General features: G+C 34.1%; 16 protein-coding genes. 8 read left to right on the top strand and 8 right to left on the bottom strand.

Annotation, left to right across the window (positions count from 1 at the left end; all coding sequences use genetic code 11):
- Positions 1-2: 2 nt before the first annotated feature.
- Both FND99_RS17870 and FND99_RS17875 read left to right on the top strand, forming a co-directional pair.
- Entirely contained in the window at positions 3-1310 is a 1308-nt protein-coding gene (locus FND99_RS17870) for an amidohydrolase family protein (RefSeq protein WP_144339303.1), read from the top strand.
- Positions 1311-1649: 339 nt separating this feature from the next.
- Positions 1650-2975, top strand: a complete 1326-nt coding sequence (locus FND99_RS17875) for an ammonium transporter (RefSeq protein ID WP_144339304.1) — start codon at positions 1650-1652, stop codon at positions 2973-2975.
- A 300-nt stretch (positions 2976-3275) separates the two neighbouring features.
- On the opposite strand, the gene FND99_RS17880 is transcribed toward FND99_RS17875, so the two are convergent.
- From FND99_RS17880 to FND99_RS17890, 3 genes are all read right to left on the bottom strand, one after another.
- Positions 3276-5372, bottom strand: coding sequence for a protein-disulfide reductase DsbD family protein (locus FND99_RS17880; protein WP_144339305.1), 2097 nt, complete (start codon positions 5370-5372; stop codon positions 3276-3278).
- Positions 5372-6682, bottom strand: coding sequence for a tRNA lysidine(34) synthetase TilS (gene tilS, locus FND99_RS17885; protein ID WP_144339306.1), 1311 nt, complete (start codon positions 6680-6682; stop codon positions 5372-5374). Before tilS ends, FND99_RS17880 begins: the two co-directional genes overlap by 1 nt.
- Before the next feature lie 247 nt (positions 6683-6929).
- Positions 6930-8216 carry an anthranilate synthase component I family protein gene (locus FND99_RS17890; protein ID WP_144339307.1) on the bottom strand — a complete coding sequence of 429 codons (1287 nt, stop codon included), beginning with the start codon at positions 8214-8216 and terminating at the stop codon, positions 6930-6932.
- A 299-nt stretch (positions 8217-8515) separates the two neighbouring features.
- Between FND99_RS17890 and FND99_RS20330 the strand changes: the two genes are divergently transcribed.
- The 3 genes from FND99_RS20330 to FND99_RS17900 all read left to right on the top strand — a co-directional run bounded on the left by FND99_RS20330 (position 8516) and on the right by FND99_RS17900 (position 9997).
- Positions 8516-9082, top strand: coding sequence for a DUF4349 domain-containing protein (locus FND99_RS20330; RefSeq protein WP_281282470.1), 567 nt, complete (start codon positions 8516-8518; stop codon positions 9080-9082).
- Positions 9083-9090: 8 nt separating this feature from the next.
- On the top strand, positions 9091-9411 hold the full coding sequence (locus FND99_RS20335) for a DUF4349 domain-containing protein (protein WP_281282471.1): 321 nt from the start codon (positions 9091-9093) through the stop codon (positions 9409-9411).
- Positions 9412-9622: 211 nt separating this feature from the next.
- On the top strand, positions 9623-9997 hold the full coding sequence (locus FND99_RS17900; protein ID WP_144339308.1) for a DoxX family membrane protein: 375 nt from the start codon (positions 9623-9625) through the stop codon (positions 9995-9997).
- Between the two features lie 54 nt (positions 9998-10051).
- On the opposite strand, the gene FND99_RS17905 is transcribed toward FND99_RS17900, so the two are convergent.
- The 3 genes from FND99_RS17905 to FND99_RS17915 form a co-directional block, all read right to left on the bottom strand.
- Entirely contained in the window at positions 10052-10594 is a 543-nt protein-coding gene (locus tag FND99_RS17905; RefSeq protein ID WP_144339309.1) for a lipocalin family protein, read from the bottom strand.
- Positions 10595-11199: 605 nt separating this feature from the next.
- Complete coding sequence (gene lpdA, locus FND99_RS17910; protein WP_144339310.1) at positions 11200-12603, bottom strand: dihydrolipoyl dehydrogenase; 1404 nt, start codon at positions 12601-12603, stop codon at positions 11200-11202.
- A gap of 421 nt (positions 12604-13024) precedes the next feature.
- Positions 13025-13483: an Lrp/AsnC family transcriptional regulator gene (locus FND99_RS17915; RefSeq protein WP_144339311.1), complete on the bottom strand. Its 459-nt coding sequence runs from the start codon at positions 13481-13483 to the stop codon at positions 13025-13027.
- Positions 13484-13858: 375 nt separating this feature from the next.
- On the opposite strand from FND99_RS17915, the gene FND99_RS17920 reads away from it, so the two are divergent.
- Entirely contained in the window at positions 13859-15091 is a 1233-nt protein-coding gene (locus FND99_RS17920) for an aminotransferase class I/II-fold pyridoxal phosphate-dependent enzyme (RefSeq protein ID WP_144339312.1), read from the top strand.
- 181 nt (positions 15092-15272) lie between these two features.
- Here FND99_RS17920 and FND99_RS17925 read toward each other — a convergent pair whose 3' ends face one another.
- Positions 15273-16361: a DUF695 domain-containing protein gene (locus tag FND99_RS17925; RefSeq protein WP_144339313.1), complete on the bottom strand. Its 1089-nt coding sequence runs from the start codon at positions 16359-16361 to the stop codon at positions 15273-15275.
- A gap of 143 nt (positions 16362-16504) precedes the next feature.
- Positions 16505-18436, bottom strand: coding sequence for an amino acid permease (locus FND99_RS17930; RefSeq protein WP_144339314.1), 1932 nt, complete (start codon positions 18434-18436; stop codon positions 16505-16507).
- 347 nt (positions 18437-18783) lie between these two features.
- Between FND99_RS17930 and FND99_RS17935 the strand changes: the two genes are divergently transcribed.
- On the top strand, positions 18784-20940 hold the full coding sequence (locus tag FND99_RS17935) for a S9 family peptidase (protein ID WP_144339315.1): 2157 nt from the start codon (positions 18784-18786) through the stop codon (positions 20938-20940).
- A 318-nt stretch (positions 20941-21258) separates the two neighbouring features.
- Positions 21259-22416 (top strand): Gfo/Idh/MocA family protein, encoded by a 1158-nt coding sequence (locus FND99_RS17940; protein ID WP_144339316.1) that lies wholly within the window; start codon positions 21259-21261, stop codon positions 22414-22416.
- The last annotated feature ends 10 nt before the right edge of the window (positions 22417-22426 follow it).

Genomic DNA, 22426 nt, shown 5'->3' on the forward strand with positions numbered 1-22426 from the left:
ACATGATACATAAAAATATATATAAACTGCTGTTGTTATTTTGTGCTTCTGTACAAATAAATGCACAGCAAATTCCGGCGCCAAAGCAATCAAAATCGGTTTTGATTTTAAATGCGACTGCGCACTTGGGCAACGGAAAAGTGATTCAAAACAGTGCAATTGGTTTTAAAGACGGAAAAATTACTTTAGTAGCCGACGCAACAACTATCAGACTTGCTGCTGATGCTTATGACACTACAATTGATGCATCTGGAAAACATGTGTATCCTGGATTTATCGCTGCTAATACAACTTTAGGATTAGTTGAAATTGACGCCGTAAAGTCATCTGATGATGAGGAAGAAATTGGAACTTTTAACCCAAATGTTAGAAGTATTGTCGCTTATAATTCGGAGTCAAAAGTAGTAGAAACCGTTCGTCCAAATGGCGTTTTGGTCGCTCAGGTAACACCACGAGGCGGAACGATTTCTGGAACTTCATCAATCGTACAATTAGACGCTTGGAGCTGGAAAGATGCGATTTTGAAAGAAAATGACGGAATTCATTTGAATTTCCCTTCTAGTTTCAAAAGATCTGGATCTTGGTTTGAACCTGGAGTTATTGAGCCAAACAAAGATTATGCAAAACAATCTGAAGAAATAAATGCATTTTTAATCAACGCAAAAGCATATAATCAAACAACGCCAAAAGAAAGAAACATTGTTCTAGAAGCTACAAAAGGATTATTTGACGGAACTCAGACACTTTACATTCATGCTGATGAAGAAAAACAAATTGTAGATGCCATTCAATTAGCGGCAGACAATCAAATCAAAAAAATTGTTATCGTTGGCGGATTTGAAGCGTACAAAGCAACTGCTCAATTATTAAAATATAATGTTGGAGTTCTTTTAAGACGTGTACACGATATGCCAACAAGTGCTGATCAAGATGTGAACTTGCCTTATAAAATGGCAAAAATATTGACTGATAAAGGTATTGTTGTAGGTTTGGAAAACAGCGGTGATCACGAGCGTATGAGCGTGCGAAACTTGCCTTTCTTGGCTGGAACTTGTGCTGCTTTTGGTTTAGATAAAGAAATTGCTGTACAGTTGATCACATTAAATACTGCAAAATTATTGAATGTTGACACTACTTGCGGTTCATTAGAAACTGGCAAAGATGCTACTTTGTTTATTTCTGAAGGAGATGCTCTAGACATGAGAACAAACAAATTGACAACTGCTTTTATTCAAGGAAGATTAATCAATTTAGATACTTTCCAAAATAAACTGAATAGAAAATTCAAAGAAAAGTACGGTCAGAAATAGGCAGCTTTCTTTTTGTAAAAAACGGCATCTTTTGAAATATTCAATTGATGCCGTTTTTTATTTAATGCAAACAATTTTAACGTTGTATTGAATATTTGAAGAGAAAAAATTATAATTTTAAGAATAATAGTATCTTTTTTTCATCCTATTTTGCAAAAATTGCGCGATTTGCTCATTTGAACTTTAATAAATTGTAAAATTTAAGTCTTTTTTAAGATATACACGTAAAATTTAGGGGGTCAAATTTAAAAATTAACAAAAATTAAACATTAGACTCTATTTTTTATAGGGGTATTAATTGATTTTATACTTTTATAAAAAATTTAAAACTAAATAACTATGCGAAAAATTATTTTAAGTGTGATCCTCATCACGATTTTGTTACTATCTATTTTTTCTATCTCATTTGTTACTGAATCAAAAACATTAGGCGCTCATGTTGTTGAATTAAAATTAGACACGGGTGATACAGCATGGATGGTTGTTGCTACAGCTTTTGTATTATTAATGACTCCAGGATTAGGATTTTTCTACGGAGGTATGGTAGGCAAGAAAAACGTAATCAGTACGATGCTTCAAAGTTTCATGGCAATGGTAATTGTTACAGTGCTATGGGTAGTAATTGGATTCGGATTATGTTTTGGACCAACTATAGGCGGTTTCATCGGAGATCCTTCTGCAAATATATTTTTCCAGGGAGTAAGCGCAAACACTGCTTGGGAATTAGCCCCAACAATCCCAATGATTCTTTTTGCTTTATTCCAAGCAAAATTCGCAATCATTACGCCAGCGTTAATTACAGGAGCTTTTGCTGAGCGTGTACGTTTCTGGGCTTACTTGCTGTTCATGGTTTTATTTATCTTATTCATATACGCTCCATTATGCCATATGACTTGGCATCCTGATGGATTATTCTTCGGATGGGGAGTTCTTGACTTCGCTGGTGGTACTGTAGTACACATGAGTGCTGGATGGGCTGCTTTGGCTGGAGCAATCTTCTTAGGAAAACGTAAAGTTCAAAAAGTAAATCCTGCTAGAATTACTTATGTATTATTAGGTACAGGTTTATTATGGTTCGGATGGTTTGGTTTCAACGCCGGTTCTGCGGTTGGCGCAAGCAGCCTTGCAGCTCAAGCTTTAGGAACAACTACAATTGCAGCTGCTTCTGCTGCTATGGCTTGGGTTTTCCTTGACAAAATATTAGGACACAAATTATCTGCAATGGGAGCTTGTATTGGAGCTGTTGTAGGATTGGTAGCCATTACTCCTGCTGCAGGTTTTGTAAGCATTCCTCACGCTTTAGCGATTGGTATTATCGCTGCTGTAATCAGTAACCTTGTAGTAAGCAAATTCCCTAAAGGAAAAATCGACGATGCTCTTGACGTTTTCGCTTGCCACGGTGTTGGTGGAATGGTAGGGATGTTATTGACTGGTGTTTTTGCTTCAAAAAGCGTTAACTCAATTGTTGGTGATCACGAAGGATTAATTTTTGGTGATGCTACTTTATTCTTAACGCAATTAAAAGCTTTAGTTCTTGTTTCTATCTTTGCTTTTGTAGGATCTTATATTTTATTCTTCATTGTAAATAAAATTACTCCTCTAAGAGTTACTGAAGAAAAAGAAGAATTAGGATTAGATATTTCTCAACACGGAGAATACTTATAAAAGGATTTCCTCTTTTTGCCTTCATAAAAAATCCCTCTAAGTTTTGCTTAGAGGGATTTTTGTTTATTTTGATTTTGTGAAATGTTAGATGTTGGATGTGAAATGTTGGATGTGAAATGTTAGTTGTAAGATATGAGATGCTAATTGTCCATTATAAAACACTTACTATAAATGATATTGACATCAGATAAAATCATATCCAAATCACTTTTCACTTTTCATTTTTCACATTTCATTTTTCACTTTTCACTTTTCATTTTTCACTATTCACTTTTCACTTTTCACTTTTCACAAAAGAAATTATTTAAAATTAGAAATTCCTTCTTTCAACCATTGCAAATATTCTTCAGTAGGAACATAACTTATCGTTGGTTTTGAACTGTTCAAATTATTGCCTTCTAAATCTGTGATAACATACAAAGGCTGTGTATTTGTTTTATATTTTGAAATCATAAAATCTGTCCACTTATCGCCAATTGTTTCTATTTTATCTCCTGCTTTGGTCGTAAATTGTTCGTTTTCTGGCAATGGTCTCTTATCATCAACATAAAGAGAAATTAAAACTACATCATTTTTTAGAATTGGTAAAACAGTCGGATCTGACCAAACATTATTTTCCATTTTTCTGCAGTTTACACATGCATAACCTGTAAAATCAAGCATAATTGGCTTTTTTATTTCTTTTGCATAAGCCAGACCATCTTCGTAATCGTGGAAAACCATGATACCATGCGGACCTAATTCTGCTCCCTCTGGCAAACCTTTTATTTCACCTGTATTTTCATTGGAATTTCCTGATCCTCCAACTCCAAATGGACTTTCGCTATACGTTTGAGGCGGTGGAAAAGCACTGATTAATTTTAAAGGCGCTCCCCATAATCCCGGAATCATATAAATTGTAAAACTTAAGACAAGTAATCCCAACGACAATCTTCCTACCGAAATATGGTGCGTTGGACTATCATGTGGCAATGTAATTTTTCCGAATAAATACAATGCAAGAGTTCCAAAAATAGCAATCCAAATCGCTAAGAAAACTTCTCTTTCTAAGAAATGCAATTGCAATACTAAATCGGCATTTGATAAAAATTTGAAAGCCAAAGCCAATTCTAAAAATCCTAAAACAACTTTTACAGTATTTAGCCATCCGCCAGATTTTGGCAATGAATTAAGCCATCCAGGGAACATGGCAAACAACATAAATGGAAGTGCCAATGCAGAAGAGAAACCTAACATTCCAATAATAGGCGCGATTCCTCCATTTGAAGCTGCTTCAACTAATAACGTTCCTACAATTGGTCCTGTGCACGAAAATGATACAATTGCCAAAGCTAAAGCCATGAATAATATTCCGACCAAACCGCCTTTATCTGCCTGCTGATCTGCTTTATTTGCCCATGAATTTGGAAGCATAATTTCGAATGCACCTAAGAAAGAAACAGCAAAAACAACCAAAATCACAAAGAAAATAAGATTGAACCAAACATCTGTTGACAACGCATTTAAAGCATCGGCTCCAAATATTTTAGTAACAATCAATCCTAAAATCACATAAATAGCAATGATTGATAATCCATAAATTATCGCATTTCTGATTCCTTTTGCTCTGCTTTTGCTTTGCTTCGTAAAGAAACTCACAGTCATAGGAATCATTGGGAAAACACAAGGCGTAAATAAAGCGGCAAAACCACCTAAAAAAGCAAGGAAAAAGATAGACCATAAACTTCTAGATGCAGGCGCTGGCATGTCTTTTTTAGAAACTGGCTCCTCGATATTTGACGTTGCCACTTGAACTTTGGTAGTATTTGTTGCCTTTGCAATTGTATCTACAGCAATTCCAGCAACTTTCGTCTCATCTTTTTTAGCCTCTACTATTGCCGGAATAACTTCCGCGTTGAAATTCGACGGAATAGCTATTGAGAATTTTTTATTCGAATTGATGCATACTTCTTTACAAACCTGAAAATCAAAATCAACATCAACCGTTTTTAAATTCGGATTTATGATTTTTATTTCCTGTTCAATATGCGCTTTTCCTTCAAAGAAAGTTTCATTTACGCCAAAAACGTCATTAAAAGCGGTTCTGGTTTTTCCTTCTTTGGCTTTTCCAACTAACTCGTAATTCCCTTTTTGATTTTTAAATGCAATTTCCAACGCAAGCGGACCACCTTCTGGCGTAAATTGCGAATACATATGCCAGTCTTTTTCAATTGTTCCATCAAAAATTAATACGGCATTGTTTCCAGCTTTCTTTTCAATTTTTGAAGTCCATTTTACCGGCTCTAAAATTTGAGCGTTGCTTTTTGCAAAAGAAAAAAGAAAAAACAGTAAAAATAACAGAGATTTACTCCAGACATTTTGTAGCGTAATCGCTTGACGGTATTGATTAAAGTTCATTATTGCAGTTCTATTTTTAGTATTTTATTTGTGGTGTTTTCTATTTTAAATCGTTCATCTTGCCTAATGCCAACAACCCAGACAATTTGATTTTCTGAGCATAAAATCCATGTTTTTTCCTTTTCGATCAGCGATAATTTTTCATCTTTAAAAAGCTTGCTCACTTTTTTAGATTTTCCCTGCATCCCAAACGGATGAAAAACATCACCCTCTTTCCATTTACGTAAAATCAACGGAAATCGGATTTTTTCGGCGTCAACAAATATAACTTCTTTTGAATCTATTGTTATGTGATCTGCGTTACAAAGTCTCAATTTTAAGGGAAAATTAACGTCTGTATTATTTTCAGCAATCTCAAATTCTTCTTTTTCTAAAGTTTCTGAAATTGGGCTCAAAATCAAAGTTTCGCGATTCTTCAACAACCTAAATTCTTCTGAAAAGACTTGTTTTCCCGATTGTCCTTCAACTAAATCATAAATGTCATTCCATGCTGAAAACCCGAATTCATTCAGCCATTGATACAAATACGATTTATAATTGGGTAATTTTTTAAGCTGATTTAAATCAAAATGAATATCCTCACCTTCCTCTTTTGCCACTTGCTGATACACCATAATCGAGGCATCTTCGACCATTTCCTTTGATTCCTGCAAATAAAATTGTGTTTTTCCGAAAGCATCCAAAAAGTTCGAATTTATTTCTTTTAAAATCGGAATTAAATCATGACGAATTTTATTTCGAAGATATTTATTGGATGCATTACTACTGTCTTCTCGCCATTCAATAGTATTTTCTTCAGCATATTTCAGAATTTCTTCTCTTGAAAAAGGCAAGAGCGGACGAATAATTCGATCATTTTCCTCGGGAATTCCTGTTAATCCATCTAAACCTGTTCCGCGTGTCAAATTGATTATAAAGGTTTCTAGATTATCGTCTGCATGATGCGCTGTCAGAATAAAATCGAAATTTTTTTCTTCCAAAAGCTCATAGAACCAACTGTAACGAAGTTCTCTCGCAGCAACTTGCGTAGATAATTTATAATCTTCGGCGAAAGCCTTAGTATCAAACTGAGTGGTAAAAAACGGAATATTGTTTTGATTACAATAATCCTGAACAAATTCTTGATCTCCAAAACTTTCTAATCCGCGAAGCTGAAAATTACAATGTAAAACCGCAATTTCATAAGGCAATTGCTGAAATAAATGCAATAAAACCATGCTATCCAATCCGCCGCTAACCGCTAGAAACAGTTTTTTATCTTCCAAAAATGGAAATCTGGAAACGATATGATCTTGAAATTTTGAAAACATTTGATAAATGTAAAAAATTAAATTTTATCTATTTTTAAATGAAATGTTAAGCGTTGGTTCTTTGCCACGAATTGTGCGAATTAGCACGAATTATTTTTTTTTTTTGCCACTCCCGATAGCTATCGGGATAAAAAGATTTATACAGATTTTTTTTAATCATTTTAATCCTTTAATCTGTGGCTTTTTTTTCAAATTGAAGAAAAAAAAATAATTCGTGCCAATTCGTGCAATTCGTGGCGAAAAAAATTTACTGCAAAACCTCATGCATTGCCTTGGCCTTAAGCAAACATTCTTCGTATTCTTTTTCTGGATCTGAAAGTGATGTTATGGCGCTTCCTACCGAAAACGAAACGTATTTACTCTCTTGATTATACAAAATACTTCTAATCACAACATTAAAATCAAAATCTCCTTCGGGAGTAAAATACCCTACGGCTCCACTATATAAACCACGTTTGGTTTCTTCTAAATTTTCAATGATTTTCATTACCGAAATTTTTGGCGCTCCGGTCATGCTTCCCATTGGAAAAGTTGTTTTCAAAACATCGACTGCAGAATATTGCACATCTAATTTTGATGTGACCGTCGAAATCATTTGGTGAACCTGTAAAAACGAATAAATTTTACAAAGTTCTGCAACCTCAACAGAACCTTTTTGTGCGGTATGCGAAAGATCATTTCGAACCAAATCGGTTATCATAATATTCTCAGCGCGTTCTTTTGCATCTGATTCCAGAAATTGTCTCGATTTTTCATCTTCAACAGGATCCGAAGATCGTTTTGAAGTTCCTTTTATAGGCTGTGAAATTATTTTTTCGCCAACTTTTTTCAAATACCTTTCCGGAGATGCAGAAAGCAAATATTGTTTATTGTTTTTAAAGAAAACCGAAAATGGTGCCTGCGAAATTTCATTTAATTTTTGAAATTTTTCCAACGGATTTATTTCTGCATTTTCAGCAAAAAATTCCATGCAGAAATTTGCTTCATACATGTCACCAACGTGAATATGATGAAGCATTTTATTTACTTTTTCGATATATGAATCTTTAGAGATTCGCTGTTGCACTTCGACTCTGCTCAGTGTGACAAACGAATAATTCTGAGTTTGCATGATTTCATCAAAATCATCTTCAAGTTCATCATCACACAAAAATAAATATTGAATTTCAAGTTGATTGTCCTTCAGTATGAATATTTTTTTTGGCTGAAAAAAGAATAAATCTGGAAAATCCAATCCGTCAAAATTATCTGATTTTAGATCTTCAACATCATTTTTTAAATCATAGGAAAGATAGCCAAAAAGCCAATCTTTTGTCGTTTGCTGATATTGTTTCAAATCCTCAAAAGCATTTTGAAAATCGGTTTTTAAAGATGTAAAAGCATCCACTGCCAATAAAAAATCAAAACTGGAATAGGCTTGTGGATACGAATTACTGTCCAGAAAAACAACCTCGCGGAATTGCTGTGACCAACTCAAAAGCTGTTGTTTAAATTGTTCCGGATCAGAAATATGTTTATGAATAGAAACTCTCAAAGAAGTATAAATTTTAGACGACAAAATTACGACAAAAAAAAACCTTCGATAAAGTAAACCGCGAAAAAATATTGGCACACTTTTTAGTACTTCGAATTAAAGCTAATTATTAAAACTTTTCTTGCCATTTGATTAAAAAATTACTCAAAAAAAAAACAAGCCACAGATTAAAAGATTTCACAGATTTTATCGGAAGCTTTAAAAAATTAATCTGTTCGAATCTGCGCAATCTGTGGCTGAAAAAATATAGTCTGAAACACAGATTCAATATAATTTATTAATCAAATTTTTAAACCTTTATGAAAACAATTGCAAAATTAGGATTGACTTCCTTGATGATTACCGCATTATTTTTTTCCTGCAAAAAAGCAGATTATTCTTCTGCCGAATCGACTGCAGATATCACAGTTTCAACAGACAGTACAGCCATTTCTTCGTCGGCTGCAGTCGAAAAAAAAGACAGCAAACAGAAATTTATTCGAACTGCTGATATCAAATTCAAGGTCAAAAATGTCGTCAAATCTACTTATGCAATTGAAAACGCTGTGACAAAATTTGGAGGTTTTGTAACGTATACAAATCTTCAAAGTACGGTTCATGATCAAATTAAAACTAAAATCAGTCAGGACAGCACTTTAGAAACCACAAAATATTCGGTCGAAAACAATATTACGATTCGAGTTCCCAAAACGCAACTTGATACCGTAATAAAATCAATTGCCAAACAAATTGACTTTTTGGATTTCAGAGTCATTAAAGCCGATGATGTTTCGTTGAAAATATTAGCGAATCAGCTTTCGCAAAAAAGAAGTTCAGTTTCTGAAAAAAGAGTCGAAAAAGCAATTGATTCCAAAGGCAAAAAATAAATGATATTATGGAAGCCGAAAATGCTTTGGCCAATCAAAAAGAAGCTAATGACAATCGTATTATTGACAATTTATCCATTCAAGATCAAGTCAATTTCAGCACCATAACTTTACAGCTTTATCAAAACGAAACCACAAAACAAGAAATTACGGCAAGCGAAAAAGACAGCGAGTATTACAAACCAAATTTAGGAATTCAAATTATTGATGCTTTGAAAAGCGGTTGGTATATTTTGCAAGGAATTTTAGTTTTCTTTATCAACCTATGGCCAATTATACTATTGGGAATTGGAGGTTTTATTCTTTACAAAAAATACATTAAGAAATAAGAAAAGTGTTAATAAAATAGCAATTTTCTAACGAAAAAATCGTTATATTTGATATACCATTCAATAAATACCAAAATTAACCAAGATTGATTGTGCAATTCTCAATAAAATGGCTTTAAAAACTGAATTTCATTTCGTTGGAGAGTTTTGGAATAAACGATTTCAGCAGCTTATTTATATTTTTTAACTTTCTATAAAAATCCTAAGTATTATGAAAATTGCTACTATTATTGTCCGTATTTTAATTGGTCTTCTGTTGCTTTTTGCATCTATCAGTTATTTTTTCCATCTGATGCCAGAACCAGAAACTACTGGAAATTTTAAAGCCTTTAATGTTGGTTTAATGGCTTCTACGTATTTAATGCCTTTGGCTAAATCAATTGAATTGCTTTGCGGAATTGCATTTGTAGCAGGACGTTATGTAACATTAGCTAATATTTTGATCTTGCCAATTACGGTTAACATCTTGTTTATCAATTACTTTTTAGCACCAGAAGGCCTACCAATCGCCGGCCTATTATTTTTAGGAAACTTATTTTTGATTTACAGATATTGGGGTAATTACAAAAGCGTTTTTACAGCATAAATCATTTTCAGTATAAAATAAAAACCCGGCACCTTCAAGGTGCCAGGTTTATTTTTAATTTGTTTTGTCGTGTTTTACCCAGATAAGATCTGAAATTTTATAGCCAATTTCTTGTGCTTGAATTAAAAAATCGGCTTTTATGCTTTCTGGAATTGTAGTTTCTCTAGAAAGAATCCACATGTATTTTAAGCTTTCGCCGGCAACAAGAGCATATTTATAATCCTTGTCTACCGCGATGATATTATATCCAGCATAAAAAGGACCAAAAAATGAGACCTTAAGCATACCAATATTATCCTTTTTGACAAACTTGGCTTTCCCGATACTTTCCTCCCACTTGTCTTTTTTGACGTCATAGCCCTTATTATCGACTTTTATTGTACCGTTGTCATTCAAAGAATAATTAGCGGTTACATTTATTAAATCTTTTTCCCATTTATAATCTAGTCTTGCAATTTCGTACCATTTTCCTAAATATTTTGCCTTGTCAAAGTTAGTAACGGCAACTGCTTTTTTAGGAATTGTTGTTCCGCAGGAATACAGTACTGCTGCAATTCCCGCCCCAAGAAGAATTGGAGCTATATATCTATTTTTCATAATGTTATCTTTTAACTAATCGTAAAGATAGCATCTGAAGTACACATCTAATTTACAAAATTTTCACGAAACTTTATATTTTTAAGCTCAAAATATTTTGTAAAAATATGTAGTCCCTACGGGACAAATTCAAAATGGGAATATTCGTTTTTCTACCAATATTTAACTCCTAACGGAGTTGAATTGGAATAAATATTTATATGAGCGAATGCAATTCAATTTTTGAAAGTGTTTTTAAATCTCTTAGAGAATAGGTATTGGTAGGAAAAAACGGAATTGTATTTTTAGAAAAACAAAGTATATAGCCCCTACGGGACAGACTGAAAACGGAAATATTCGTTTTTTCTACCGATATTTAATCTCTACGAGATTTCATTCTTTAAAAAAAAAGAAAACGAATCATATTTATTTGGAAAACAAAACATTTCGAAGCAATTCAACTCCGTTAGGAGTTAAATATTGGTAGAAAAAAATATGCGACCACAAAGATGTCCCGTAGGGACTTGATAATACAACCGAACATAATTATTTAATACACAAACCAATAAAAAAACCGTCTCGTTTTTTAACGAGACGGTTTTTTAGAATATGATCAACGTAAAAAATTATACGTGTATTGCTCTGTTTTCAGTAGCTGCTAATGCTGCTTCTTTTACCGCTTCCGCGAAAGTTGGGTGCGCGTGGCTCATTCTAGAAATATCTTCAGCAGACGCTTTGAATTCCATTGCAGTAACTGCTTCAGCAATTAAATCTGCTGTACGAGCACCGATCATGTGAACTCCTAAAACCTCATCTGTTTTCTCATCAGCTAAGATCTTTACAAATCCGTCTAAGTCTGCACTTGCTCTTGCACGTCCTAACGCTTTGAAAGGGAAACTTCCAGATTTGTAAGCTACTCCAGCAGCTTTCAATTGCTCTTCCGTTTGTCCAACTGCAGCAACCTCTGGCCAAGTGTAAACTACACCCGGAATTAAGTTGTAATCGATATGTGGTTTTTGACCTGCTAAGATTTCAGCAACCATAGTTCCTTCTTCTTCAGCTTTGTGCGCCAACATTGCTCCACGAACAACGTCACCAATTGCATAGATATTTGGAGTGCTAGTTTGTAAATGATCGTTTACTTCAACTTGTCCTCTGTCTGAAATTTTAACTCCAGCTTTGTCAGCATTTAATCCGTCTGTGTAAGGACGACGACCAACAGAAACTAATGAATAATCTCCTTCAAGAGTGATTGTTTCTCCTTTTGCATTTTCAGCTTGAACCGTAACAGCATCGCCGTTTCTTTCAACTGATTTTACTTTATGAGAAACGTAGAATTTCATTCCTTGTTTTTTCAATACTTTAGTTAATTCTTTAGAAAGAGAACCGTCCATTCCTGGAATGATTCTGTCCATGAATTCTACTACAGAAACCTGAGCTCCTAAACGCAAGTAAACTTGTCCAAGCTCGATTCCGATAACTCCACCACCAATAATTACTAAGTGTTTTGGAACTTCTTTTAAAGCCAAAGCTTCAGTAGAAGTGATGATTCTTTCTTTATCAATTTTGATGAATGGCAAAGAAGATGGTTTTGATCCTGTAGCGATTACAGTATATTTTGCTTCGATAGTTTCAGATGTTCCGTCAGCTTTTGCAACTGCAATATGTGTTGCATCTACAAAAGAACCTAAACCATTGAAAACAGTAATTTTATTTTTATCCATTAAGTAGTTGATTCCACCTACGGTTTGATCTACAACGGCTTGTTTGCGCGCGATCATTTTCTCTAAATTGATTTTTACATCTCCAGAAACTTCGATTCCGTGATCTGCGAAATGAGCAATTTCAGCATAATGATGAGAAGAAGAAAGTAATGCTTTTGAAGGAATACAACCTACGTTAAGGCAAGTTCCGCCTAATGAATTATATTTTTCTACAATTGCAGTTTTGAAACCTAATTGTGCGCAACGAATTGCTGATACATATCCTCCAGGACCTGAACCTATAATGACTACGTCAAATGAACTCATAGTAATTTGTTTTTATTTTAGCGGTTACAAAATTAAGGAATAAAGTTTTGTTTGAAGTTTAATTTTCAATGTTTTTTGTGTGAAATTTTGGGTTTGGGTTTTACCGTAAACGGCGCAGATTTTTACCGCAAAGAACGCTAAGAATTACGCAAAGGTTCGCAAAGTTTTTTGCTTTTTTAGGCTTGCAAAGACGCAAAGTCGCAAAGCTTTTTGTTTTTAAGTAATGATTGTATCGTACTATTTGTCATTTCGACGAAGGAGAAATCTCCACGAGAAGCTCTACAAAGATTGGATTTTAGGAACGGAGTTGCTTGTGGAGATTTCTCCTCCGTCGAAATGACAAACTGAGCGTTAGACGCACTGCTGTGCGTCTCTACAGAAAAACCTTTGCTCCTTTGTCACTTTGAACCTTTGAACCTTCCTAAAAAGAAATCACCGTTGAATTCTTCACTTCACTAATCATAAACATACTTTGGGTACTTCCAATGTGTTGTAATGAAGTTAGTTTTGTGACTAAAAATTCCCTGTAAGCTTCCATGTCTTTTACTAAAACTTTCAGAATGTAATCATAATCACCACTTACGTGATGGCATTCTAAAACTTCATTTAGTTTGATGACTTCGCTTTCGAATTTGGTCAAGAATTCTTTTGTATGCTGAATGAGTTTTAAATGACAGAAAACCACAAATCCCTTTTCGATTTTAGATTTATCGACTAAGACTACGTAGTTTTTTATTATGCCTTCTCTTTCTAATTTTTTAATTCGTTCGTATACCGCTGTAACCGAAAGATCCAATTTTAAGGACAATTCTTTGGTTGTTTTTTTACTATCGGTTTGTAGTAAAACGAGGAGTTTTTTATCTGTAGCGTCTAAAGTCATTTTGGTTGATTGTTTTTGGTTGATTGTTGATAGTTATTGAAAAGAAAGAAAATCTACTGAATTGCAATTCCTGAATCAAATTTAGAATAAAAATCATTATAAATACACATATGTAGTTTTAAAATCTAATTATTCATTTTATGATTGATTAATTTTCTAATTAGACCTTATTTTGAATAGAATTTCTTTTGAAAATGAGTGCCCTAGCCCTGATAGAAGTGGAAATCCTTTTGTGTCTCGTTTCTTTAACGAGACACAAAAGATTGAAACGGATAGCAGGAAATAGCTCCTAATCCTTCGACTTCGCTCAGGAAGACAATTTCAATTTCAATTTCAACAACAAACAATAAACAAAAAACAATAAACAATCAATAAATGAAAAACTTCAACCCAGCAGATAAAATTCAGGATTTGCAATACTTTGGTGAATTTGGCGGTGTGAATCCGTCGATTTCTGATTCTTCGACTTATACTTTTCTTTCGGCTAAAACCATGTTCGATACTTTTGAGGGAAATATGGAAGGCTGTTATTTGTACTCGCGCCATTCATCGCCAAGTAATTTATATTTGGATCAGGCTTTGGCAGCGATGGAAGGAACGGAAACGGCAAATGTTTCGGCTTCTGGAATGGGAGCAATTACGCCTACTCTATTACAGCTTTGCGGTGCTGGCGATCACATTGTTTCAAGCCGAACTATTTATGGAGGTACTTATGCTTTCTTGAAAAACTTTACGCCAAGATTTGGCATTGAAACGAGCTTTGTTGACATTACAAAACTAAAAGCTGTGGAAGCTGCAATTACGCCAAAAACGAAAGTTTTGTATTGTGAAACCGTTAGTAATCCGTTGCTTGAAGTTGCGAATATTGCTGGTTTGGCGCAAATTGCAAAAAAGCATAATTTAAAATTAGTTGTCGATAATACGTTTTCACCATTATCGGTTTCTCCTGCAAAATTAGGCGCTGATATTGTGATTCACAGTTTGACAAAATACATTAATGGAAGCAGTGACACTGTTGGCGGTGTAACTTGTGCTTCGAAAGAATTTATTAATTCGCTGAAAAATGTAAATTCTGGCGCGAGCATGCTTTTAGGACCAACAATGGATAGTTTGCGTTCTGCTTCTGTAATGAAAAATTTGCGCACACTTCATATCCGAATTAAACAACACAGTCACAATGCGCATTTCCTTGCAGATCAATTTGAAAAAGATGGTTTAAAAACGGTTTATCCAGGTTTGAAAAGCCACCCAAGTCATGAATTGTACAAAACGATGATTAATCCAGAATATGGTTTTGGTGGAATGCTTACAATTGATGTTGGAACTTTGGAAAAAGCCAATGAATTAATGGAATTGATGCAGGAAAGAAATCTAGGTTATCTAGCAGTGAGTTTAGGTTTTTACAAAACGCTTTTCAGCGCGCCAGGAACCTCAACTTCAAGTGAGATTCCGTTAGATGAACAAAAAGAAATGGGATTGACTGATGGTCTGATTCGTTTTTCTATTGGTTTGGATAACGACATTGATCGTACTTATAAAATGATGAAAGCTTGTATGGTGGAACTTGGGATTTTGGAAGTTTCTAGCCCACGGGTTTTACAGGTTTAAACAGGTTTACGCAGGTTATTTTTTCAGTTTGTCATTTCGACCGGAGGGAGAAATCACACAAGGAACTCCTTTCCTACCGACACCAATCTTTGTAGAGTTTCTAGTGTGATTTCTCCCTCCGGTCGAAATGACAAAACACAAAAAAGCCGTTTTGAAACAATTTTCAAAACGGCTTTTTTTATTAATGTTCAAGATGTTTGAAAGATTGCCAATATTTGTCTTTATATATTTCGTAACTAATCTCAAATTGATTAAACTTCTTAATAATAGCATTTAAAACTTTAGGTGGTTTTCTAAATTCTTTACAAGCAAAAAAGATTTCTCTTTGACCTGCACTTGTTACTCTTCCTACATTTAAATAACCATCTAAATCTTTAAGATCAAGCGTTATGTCATCCTCAATCTTGTTCAATAATTGATAAGTTTCATCATCTGGCATTCCATTATTATTGCTTCCATCAAATAGAATCTCAATACTTAAAACCCATGGATGAGAAGCTTTTTTATCCCATTCTAAAATATCACTATTAACTATCGCTAAAACAATTTCTCCCTCTTTTGTTTTTGCTTCCAGACTTGAATAGTTATCATTTTCCGTATCATGTCTTACACCTTCATATTTTTCAATGAATTCTTTCTCTCTCCAAATTAAATAATTTTTTAATTTTTCAATCGGAATTAATTCTTCAGAAATATCATTTTTACCGACGATCTTTAAACTATCTATTAAAGTAATTGAATGCAATTCTCCTAAGAAGTTATCTAGAAAAATATAAACCCCATTAGTTTGCACTCTTTTTTTATCTTCAACAAAATTGTCATAGACAATCGTTAAATCAATTTCATCTGGATAATCTTTATGCAAATTAGGATAAAACCTTAAATTTTCACTATTAAACTTGAATCCACCCATAGTGATACTAACATCCTTAATATTAGATGAGGGTTTAAGGGCGGTAAATTTCCAACCGTTAATTTTAGGAGCTGCTTTTACGAGTTCTTCTACTAAAAAAATATTTCTAATTGCACCGTCAGGCGTTAAAATCAATTCTGCGGTATCTTCATCAAACATTCCTGTTAAAAAATAAATTTCTTTATGAATTTCATCCAATTTTGGATTTAATTTTTTAAAAAAATCCTGTTCTATATTATCACCTTTTTTGACAACTTTGAAAAACTCTTTTTCATGTTTTAAAAACCAATCCCAGAAATCACTGTATGAAATTATAGGAGATTCTTTTTTACCCAATATTTTACTAAGAAAACTCATGTATCAAAAAAATTAAATTTAAACTTGCTTGAAACAAACCTAAGAAAAAGCTTTTAAAAAATGAGAATATTTTATAAAAACAAAAAAGCCGTTTTGAAATAGTTTTCAAAACGGCTTTTCCATTTATAATTTATAATTAACAATTAAGAATTACTCAAGTTCAATTTACTATTTTTTCGGCTGTAGCCAAAATAAATCAGTAATCCGATTATCAACCAAACAGTAAAATAAATCCAATTCCAAACGCTTAATTCGGCCATCATATAAAGGCAACAGATTAATCCTAAAAGCGGAATTAAAGAAAGGTTTTTTCTGAAAGCCCAAACTGCTAATCCAACTAAAACGAATAAGAAAATCCACATTGGAATTTTGTGTTTGAATAAACTGAAACCTGATTCGTATTTCAATGAATCATTGATTGGAAGTCCTTTTACAACTTCAACATATTTTGCGTCATCATCTTGATATTGACTTAATAAATGCTCTAAATCTGATGTTTCGGCAGTTTTATTGTGAACGTCGATACTTTCTAAATAATTAAAAACTTTTGCAGATTCTTCTTTATCTAATGAAGTAATAATTGTTGTTGCATCGTTTGTTTGCGCTTCATTGTTAATAAAAGCCATTGTAGCTTTATTATTGAATGCAAATGCATAATACAATCCTGCAATCATTAAAACTGGCATAATAAACTTTGCATTGATATAAGGCGTTTTGAATTTTCCTCTCGGAATTTCAGGTTTGTTTTGCAACACCAAAACTCCTGCACAAACTAGTACGAAAGCAAATAAAGTTCCGATACTGCATAAATCAGTCACCATTGTCAAATTCAAAAACAAAGCTGGAACCGCAACCACAAAACCAGTTACAATTGTAGCAAAAGATGGTGTTTTAAATTTTGGGTGAACCGTAGAAAATTTCTTTGGCAATAAACCATCACGGCTCATACTCATCCAAATACGAGGTTGTCCCATTTGGAAAACCAATAAAACACTCGCCATCGCCACTACTGCACTTACAGCAATAATTCCCGACATCCATTTTAAATCTAATTTGTCGAAAACAAACGCCAAAGGATCTCCAACATTTAATTCGTTGTATTTTACCATTCCGGTTAAAACCAAAGCAATAGCAATATATAAGATGGTACAAATGATAATGGCCCACATCATTCCTCGTGGTAAATCACGCTGTGGATTTTTACATTCTTCCGCAGTTGTTGAAATCGCATCGAAACCAATATAAGCGAAGAAAACTGCAGAAACGCCTTTCAAAACGCCACCAACTCCATTTGGAGCAAACGGATCCCAATTTGCAGTATCTACATAAAATACTCCAACAGCAATTACCAAAAGAACCACGCAAAGTTTTACCACAACCATTAAATTACTTGCATTACGAGATTCTTTCATTCCTCTGTAAACCAAGGCCGTAATCAAAATAATAATAAATAAAGCTGGTAAATCAGTTACAAAATGAAAAGAACCTATTGTAGGCGCTGTTGTCCAAGCTGTATGTGCTTGCTGTAAAGCAACACTTAAATTTTCGAATGATTTTCCGCCTCGCATTAAAGCCTCGGCATCATGAAAACCGTTTGAAGCGGTTAAATAATCCATCTGAATCCATTGCGGGAGATGAATTCCGCCACTCTGGAGCAGTCCGGTAAAATAATCACTCCACGATATGGCAACCGTTATATTTCCAACGGCATATTCCATGATCAAGGCCCAACCAATTATCCAAGCGATAATTTCTCCAAAAGCAACATATGAATACGTATAAGCACTTCCTGAAACTGGAACCATTGAAGCAAATTCGGCGTAAGCAAAAGCGGCAAAACTACAAGCCAAAGCGGTAAATAAGAATAGAAAAATAACTGCCGGGCCTCCATCTGCACTAGCTTTTCCGATGGTGCTGAAAATTCCTGCTCCAACAATCGCCGCTATCCCGAATGCAGTTAAATCTTTGGTAGTCAAATGTTTTCCTAACGCATTATGACCATCTGATTCGTTCTGAGCAACCTGCTTCAGAATATCCTGTACTGTTTTCTTTCGGAATAAACTTGAAAATGCCATATATGTTTTGCTGTTATAAAATTAATTTAATTCAGTCCTTTTTGTTTTATTTTGCAAATAATGCAAAAATTATCCTTATTTCAAATATATAAAACGATTTTGTTTTTTCGTTGTTTTTTTGCCACGAAGGCACTAAGTCGCAAAGTTCTTTTTTTTGTTGCAAATTTCTGTTGTTTCTCTTTTTTTTCTGTCTCAAAATAAAAAGAAAAAAAAACAATTTTTATTTGTTTTTAAATTTTTATTAAAACTTTTAGTACAAAATTTATATTACATTTAAAAAATCATTAATTTTAAAAACGATTGAAACTCGAAAAATACACTATTAATCTAAATACAAATATCGGTCGATGAAAAAGTTCTTTTTTCTATTATTTCTAATCTGCTCCAATGTTTTTGCACAAGACATTGACATTGATCAGCTCAATTGGCTGCCAAACTCAAATTCACTTTGGGTAAATCAACAAGATAATATTGTGGTTTATGATGTTAATAAATTTAAACAAGGAACCACGATTCTGACTACTACGCAATTAAAAAACTCGGGGTTCAGCACCGAAATCGAACAAATAGTCTGGAATAACGACAAGACAAAAGTGTTGCTTTACACTAATTCTAAAAAAGTTTGGAGAGCTAATACCAAAGGCGATTATTGGTTTTTTGATTTAAAAACCGGCAAAGGCAGACAATTAGGAACAAGCTTGGAAAAATCATCTTTGATGTTTGCCAAATTTTCGAGCGATAATGAAAACGTAGCCTATGTCTCGAAACATAATATTTATGTTGAAAATTTAAACTCAGCAAAAATAACACCGCTAACCACTGACGGAACTGACAAAATCATCAATGGAACTTTTGACTGGGTTTATGAGGAAGAACTTGCAGCTCGCGATGGTTTTAGATGGAATCCTGATGGAAAAAGTATTTCGTTTTGGCGCGTTGATGCATCTGAAACAAAATTTCATTTAATGATCAATAATACTGATGCGCTTTATCCATTTACCATTCCGGTTGAATATCCGAAAGCGGGAGAAAAACCCTCATCTGTAAAAATTGGCGTTGTCGATATTGCTTCTTTAAAAACTAATTGGTTAAATATTCCGGGTGCGCCAGACAATAATTATTTGGTTAGAATGGAATGGATCGACAGCCAAAATGTAATGGTTGTGCAATTAAACAGACCACAAAATACAGCATCGATATACAAGTGCAATGCCAAATCGGGAGAAGCCAACTTGATTTATCAGGAAAAATCAGAGACTTGGATAGATGTATTTGATATTTCAACTGGAGAATATGATGTTTTTCCGTGTCAGTTTGTCGATAACGGAAAAGCTTTTCTATGGAGTTCAGATGCTGATGGTTGGATGCATATTTACAAAATCAGCATGGACGGCAAAAAGAAAGAACTGATAACGACTGAAAATTTTGATGCGTATTTTAAAGCTTTTAACGAAAAAACAAAATCGATTTATTTTATTGCGAGTCCTACAGATGCTACACAGCGTTATTTATACCAGACCAATTTGGATTCGAAGAAAACAAGTCGCGTTACGCCTAAGGAATTTGAGGGAACAAATGAATATCATTTTTCTACAAATGGCGAATTTGCAACACATACAAATTCAAATATCAATCGAGACTACAACAAACGCTTGATTGCATTGTCTGGCCACAAAAAAATCTTGCCAGAAACTCCAGACGCTTTTTCAGTTCCAAAACGTAATTTTTCACTTGAAAAATTTAAAGTTACAACCGTTGATGGTGTAGAAATAGACGGAATTATGGCTAAACCGTTAAACTTTGATCCGTCAAAAAAATATCCCGTATTCTTTTATGTTTACGGCGAACCAGTGGCTTCTGTCGCAAATGACGAAGCTTATTTTTACCCTTTGATTACGCCTTTAGTTCCGCAAGGATATATTGGAATTGCGATGGATAATCGTGGATCTCCGGTCTTGAAAGGAACAAAATGGAGAAAGTCAATTTACAAAAACATCGGAATCATCAATACGCATGATCAAGCAATGGCGGCCAAAGAAGTCTTGAAATGGAATTTTATTGATCCTGAAAGAGTAGCGATTCACGGATGGAGCGGCGGTGGCGCACTTACCTTGAACTTAATGTTTCAGTTTCCTGAAATTTATAAAACCGGAATTGCTGTTGCTGCCGTAACTGATCAGCATTTTTATGACAATATTTATACCGAAAGATATATGGGAATTCCGAGTGAAAATGAAGCTAATTATACTAAAGCTTCGCCGGTAACTTATGCGAAAAACCTAAAAGGAAATTTACTGTACATTCACGGAACTGGCGATGACAACGTGCATTATAAAAATGCAGAAGTTCTAATTAATGAATTGGTTAAATATGACCGAATGTTTGATTTAATGATTTATCCTAATCGAACGCATAGTATTTCTGAAGGAGAAGGAACCAGAAAGCATCTTTTTGACACTTTTATAAATTATATTAAAGAAAAATCGCCTCCTGGAGCGAAGTAAAATAGTAGTTTTTAAACTTTCAAAGCCTTGTTGTTTTTCGGAATAATGAGGCTTTTTTTTGAACTTTTTCTACCATAGATTATACAGAAAGTTTGTCATTCCGAGGAACGAGGAATCTCCGCAAGAAGCTCGACAAAGATCGGACTTTCGTTGCGGAGTTACTCGTGGAGATTCCTCGTTCCTCGGAATGACAAGATTGGGGATAATCTCAATGCCAACTTTGTCAAAGTTCAAAACTTTGACAAAGTTCTCACCGCATGTAACTTTTTTAATCAACAGTGTACTAACAAATTAACAACATAACTAAAAAACCACCTTATGGAAAAAATCTCAAGACGCTCTTTTGTAAATAAATTTGGCGTTGGCGTTGGCGCATCAGTTATTATGACTTCACTTCCTTCGTTTCTGACAATACCAGAAGAAAATCAAAAACCTTACACGGGAAAAAAATTAAATGTTGCTTTATGCGGTTTAGGAAATTATGCTTCAAGACTTGCGGACGGAATTCAAGCTTCGCAATATTGCAATCTGGCAGGAATTGTTACGGGCACGCCAGAAAAAGCTATTGAATGGAAAACCAAATTCAATATTCCAGAAAAGAATATTTACAATTATCAAAACTTCGATGAGATTATAAAAAACAAAGACATAGATTTGGTGTATGTTGTAACACCAAACGGACTTCACAAAGAATTTGTTATTCGCGCTGCAAAAGCCGGAAAACATGTAATTACAGAAAAACCAATGGCAATTACGGTTAAAGATTGCGAAGAAATGATCAAAGTTTGTGAAGACAATAAAGTACAATTGGCAATAGGTTATCGCTTGCATTACGAACCTACACATCTCGAAATTAAAAGATTAGGACAAGAGAAAGTTTTTGGACAAGTGCGTTATATTGAAGCTTCTCTTGGATACAAAATTCACGATCCGCTTGACACTAAAAATACTGTCAATTTTAGCGATCGAAACGAATGGCGACTTAACAAAAAATTATCTGGTGGTGGGCCATTAATGGATTTAGGCGTTTATTGCATTCAGACAAGCCGATATGTTTTAGGCGAAGAACCAATTGCGGTTACAGCACAATTTGGGAAAGTGTACAACAAACAAATTTTCTCTGAAACGGAAGAAAGTATTTCTTGGCAAATGGAGTTCCCAAGCGGTGCGACTGCAAATTGCAACACGACTGTTTCTTATGATATTGATCGATTTTTCGCTTCCGCAGATGAAGGTTCTTTCGAATTAAGTCCGGCTCTAAGCTACGGACCTTTTGAAGGAAAAACATCAAACGGTCCATTAAAATTTCCGGTGATAAACCAGCAACAAACACAAATGGATGAAATTGCAAAACTATTATTAGAGAACAAAAAACTTCCTAATCATATTACTGGCGAAGAAGGACTTAAAGATATTAAAGTCATCAACGCTATTTATAAAGCTGCAGAAACCGGGAAAAAAGTTATATTGAGTTAAAAGTTTTTTT

The sequence above is a fragment of the Flavobacterium daemonense genome (assembly GCF_007341385.1).
GTDB lineage: Bacteria > Bacteroidota > Bacteroidia > Flavobacteriales > Flavobacteriaceae > Flavobacterium > Flavobacterium daemonense.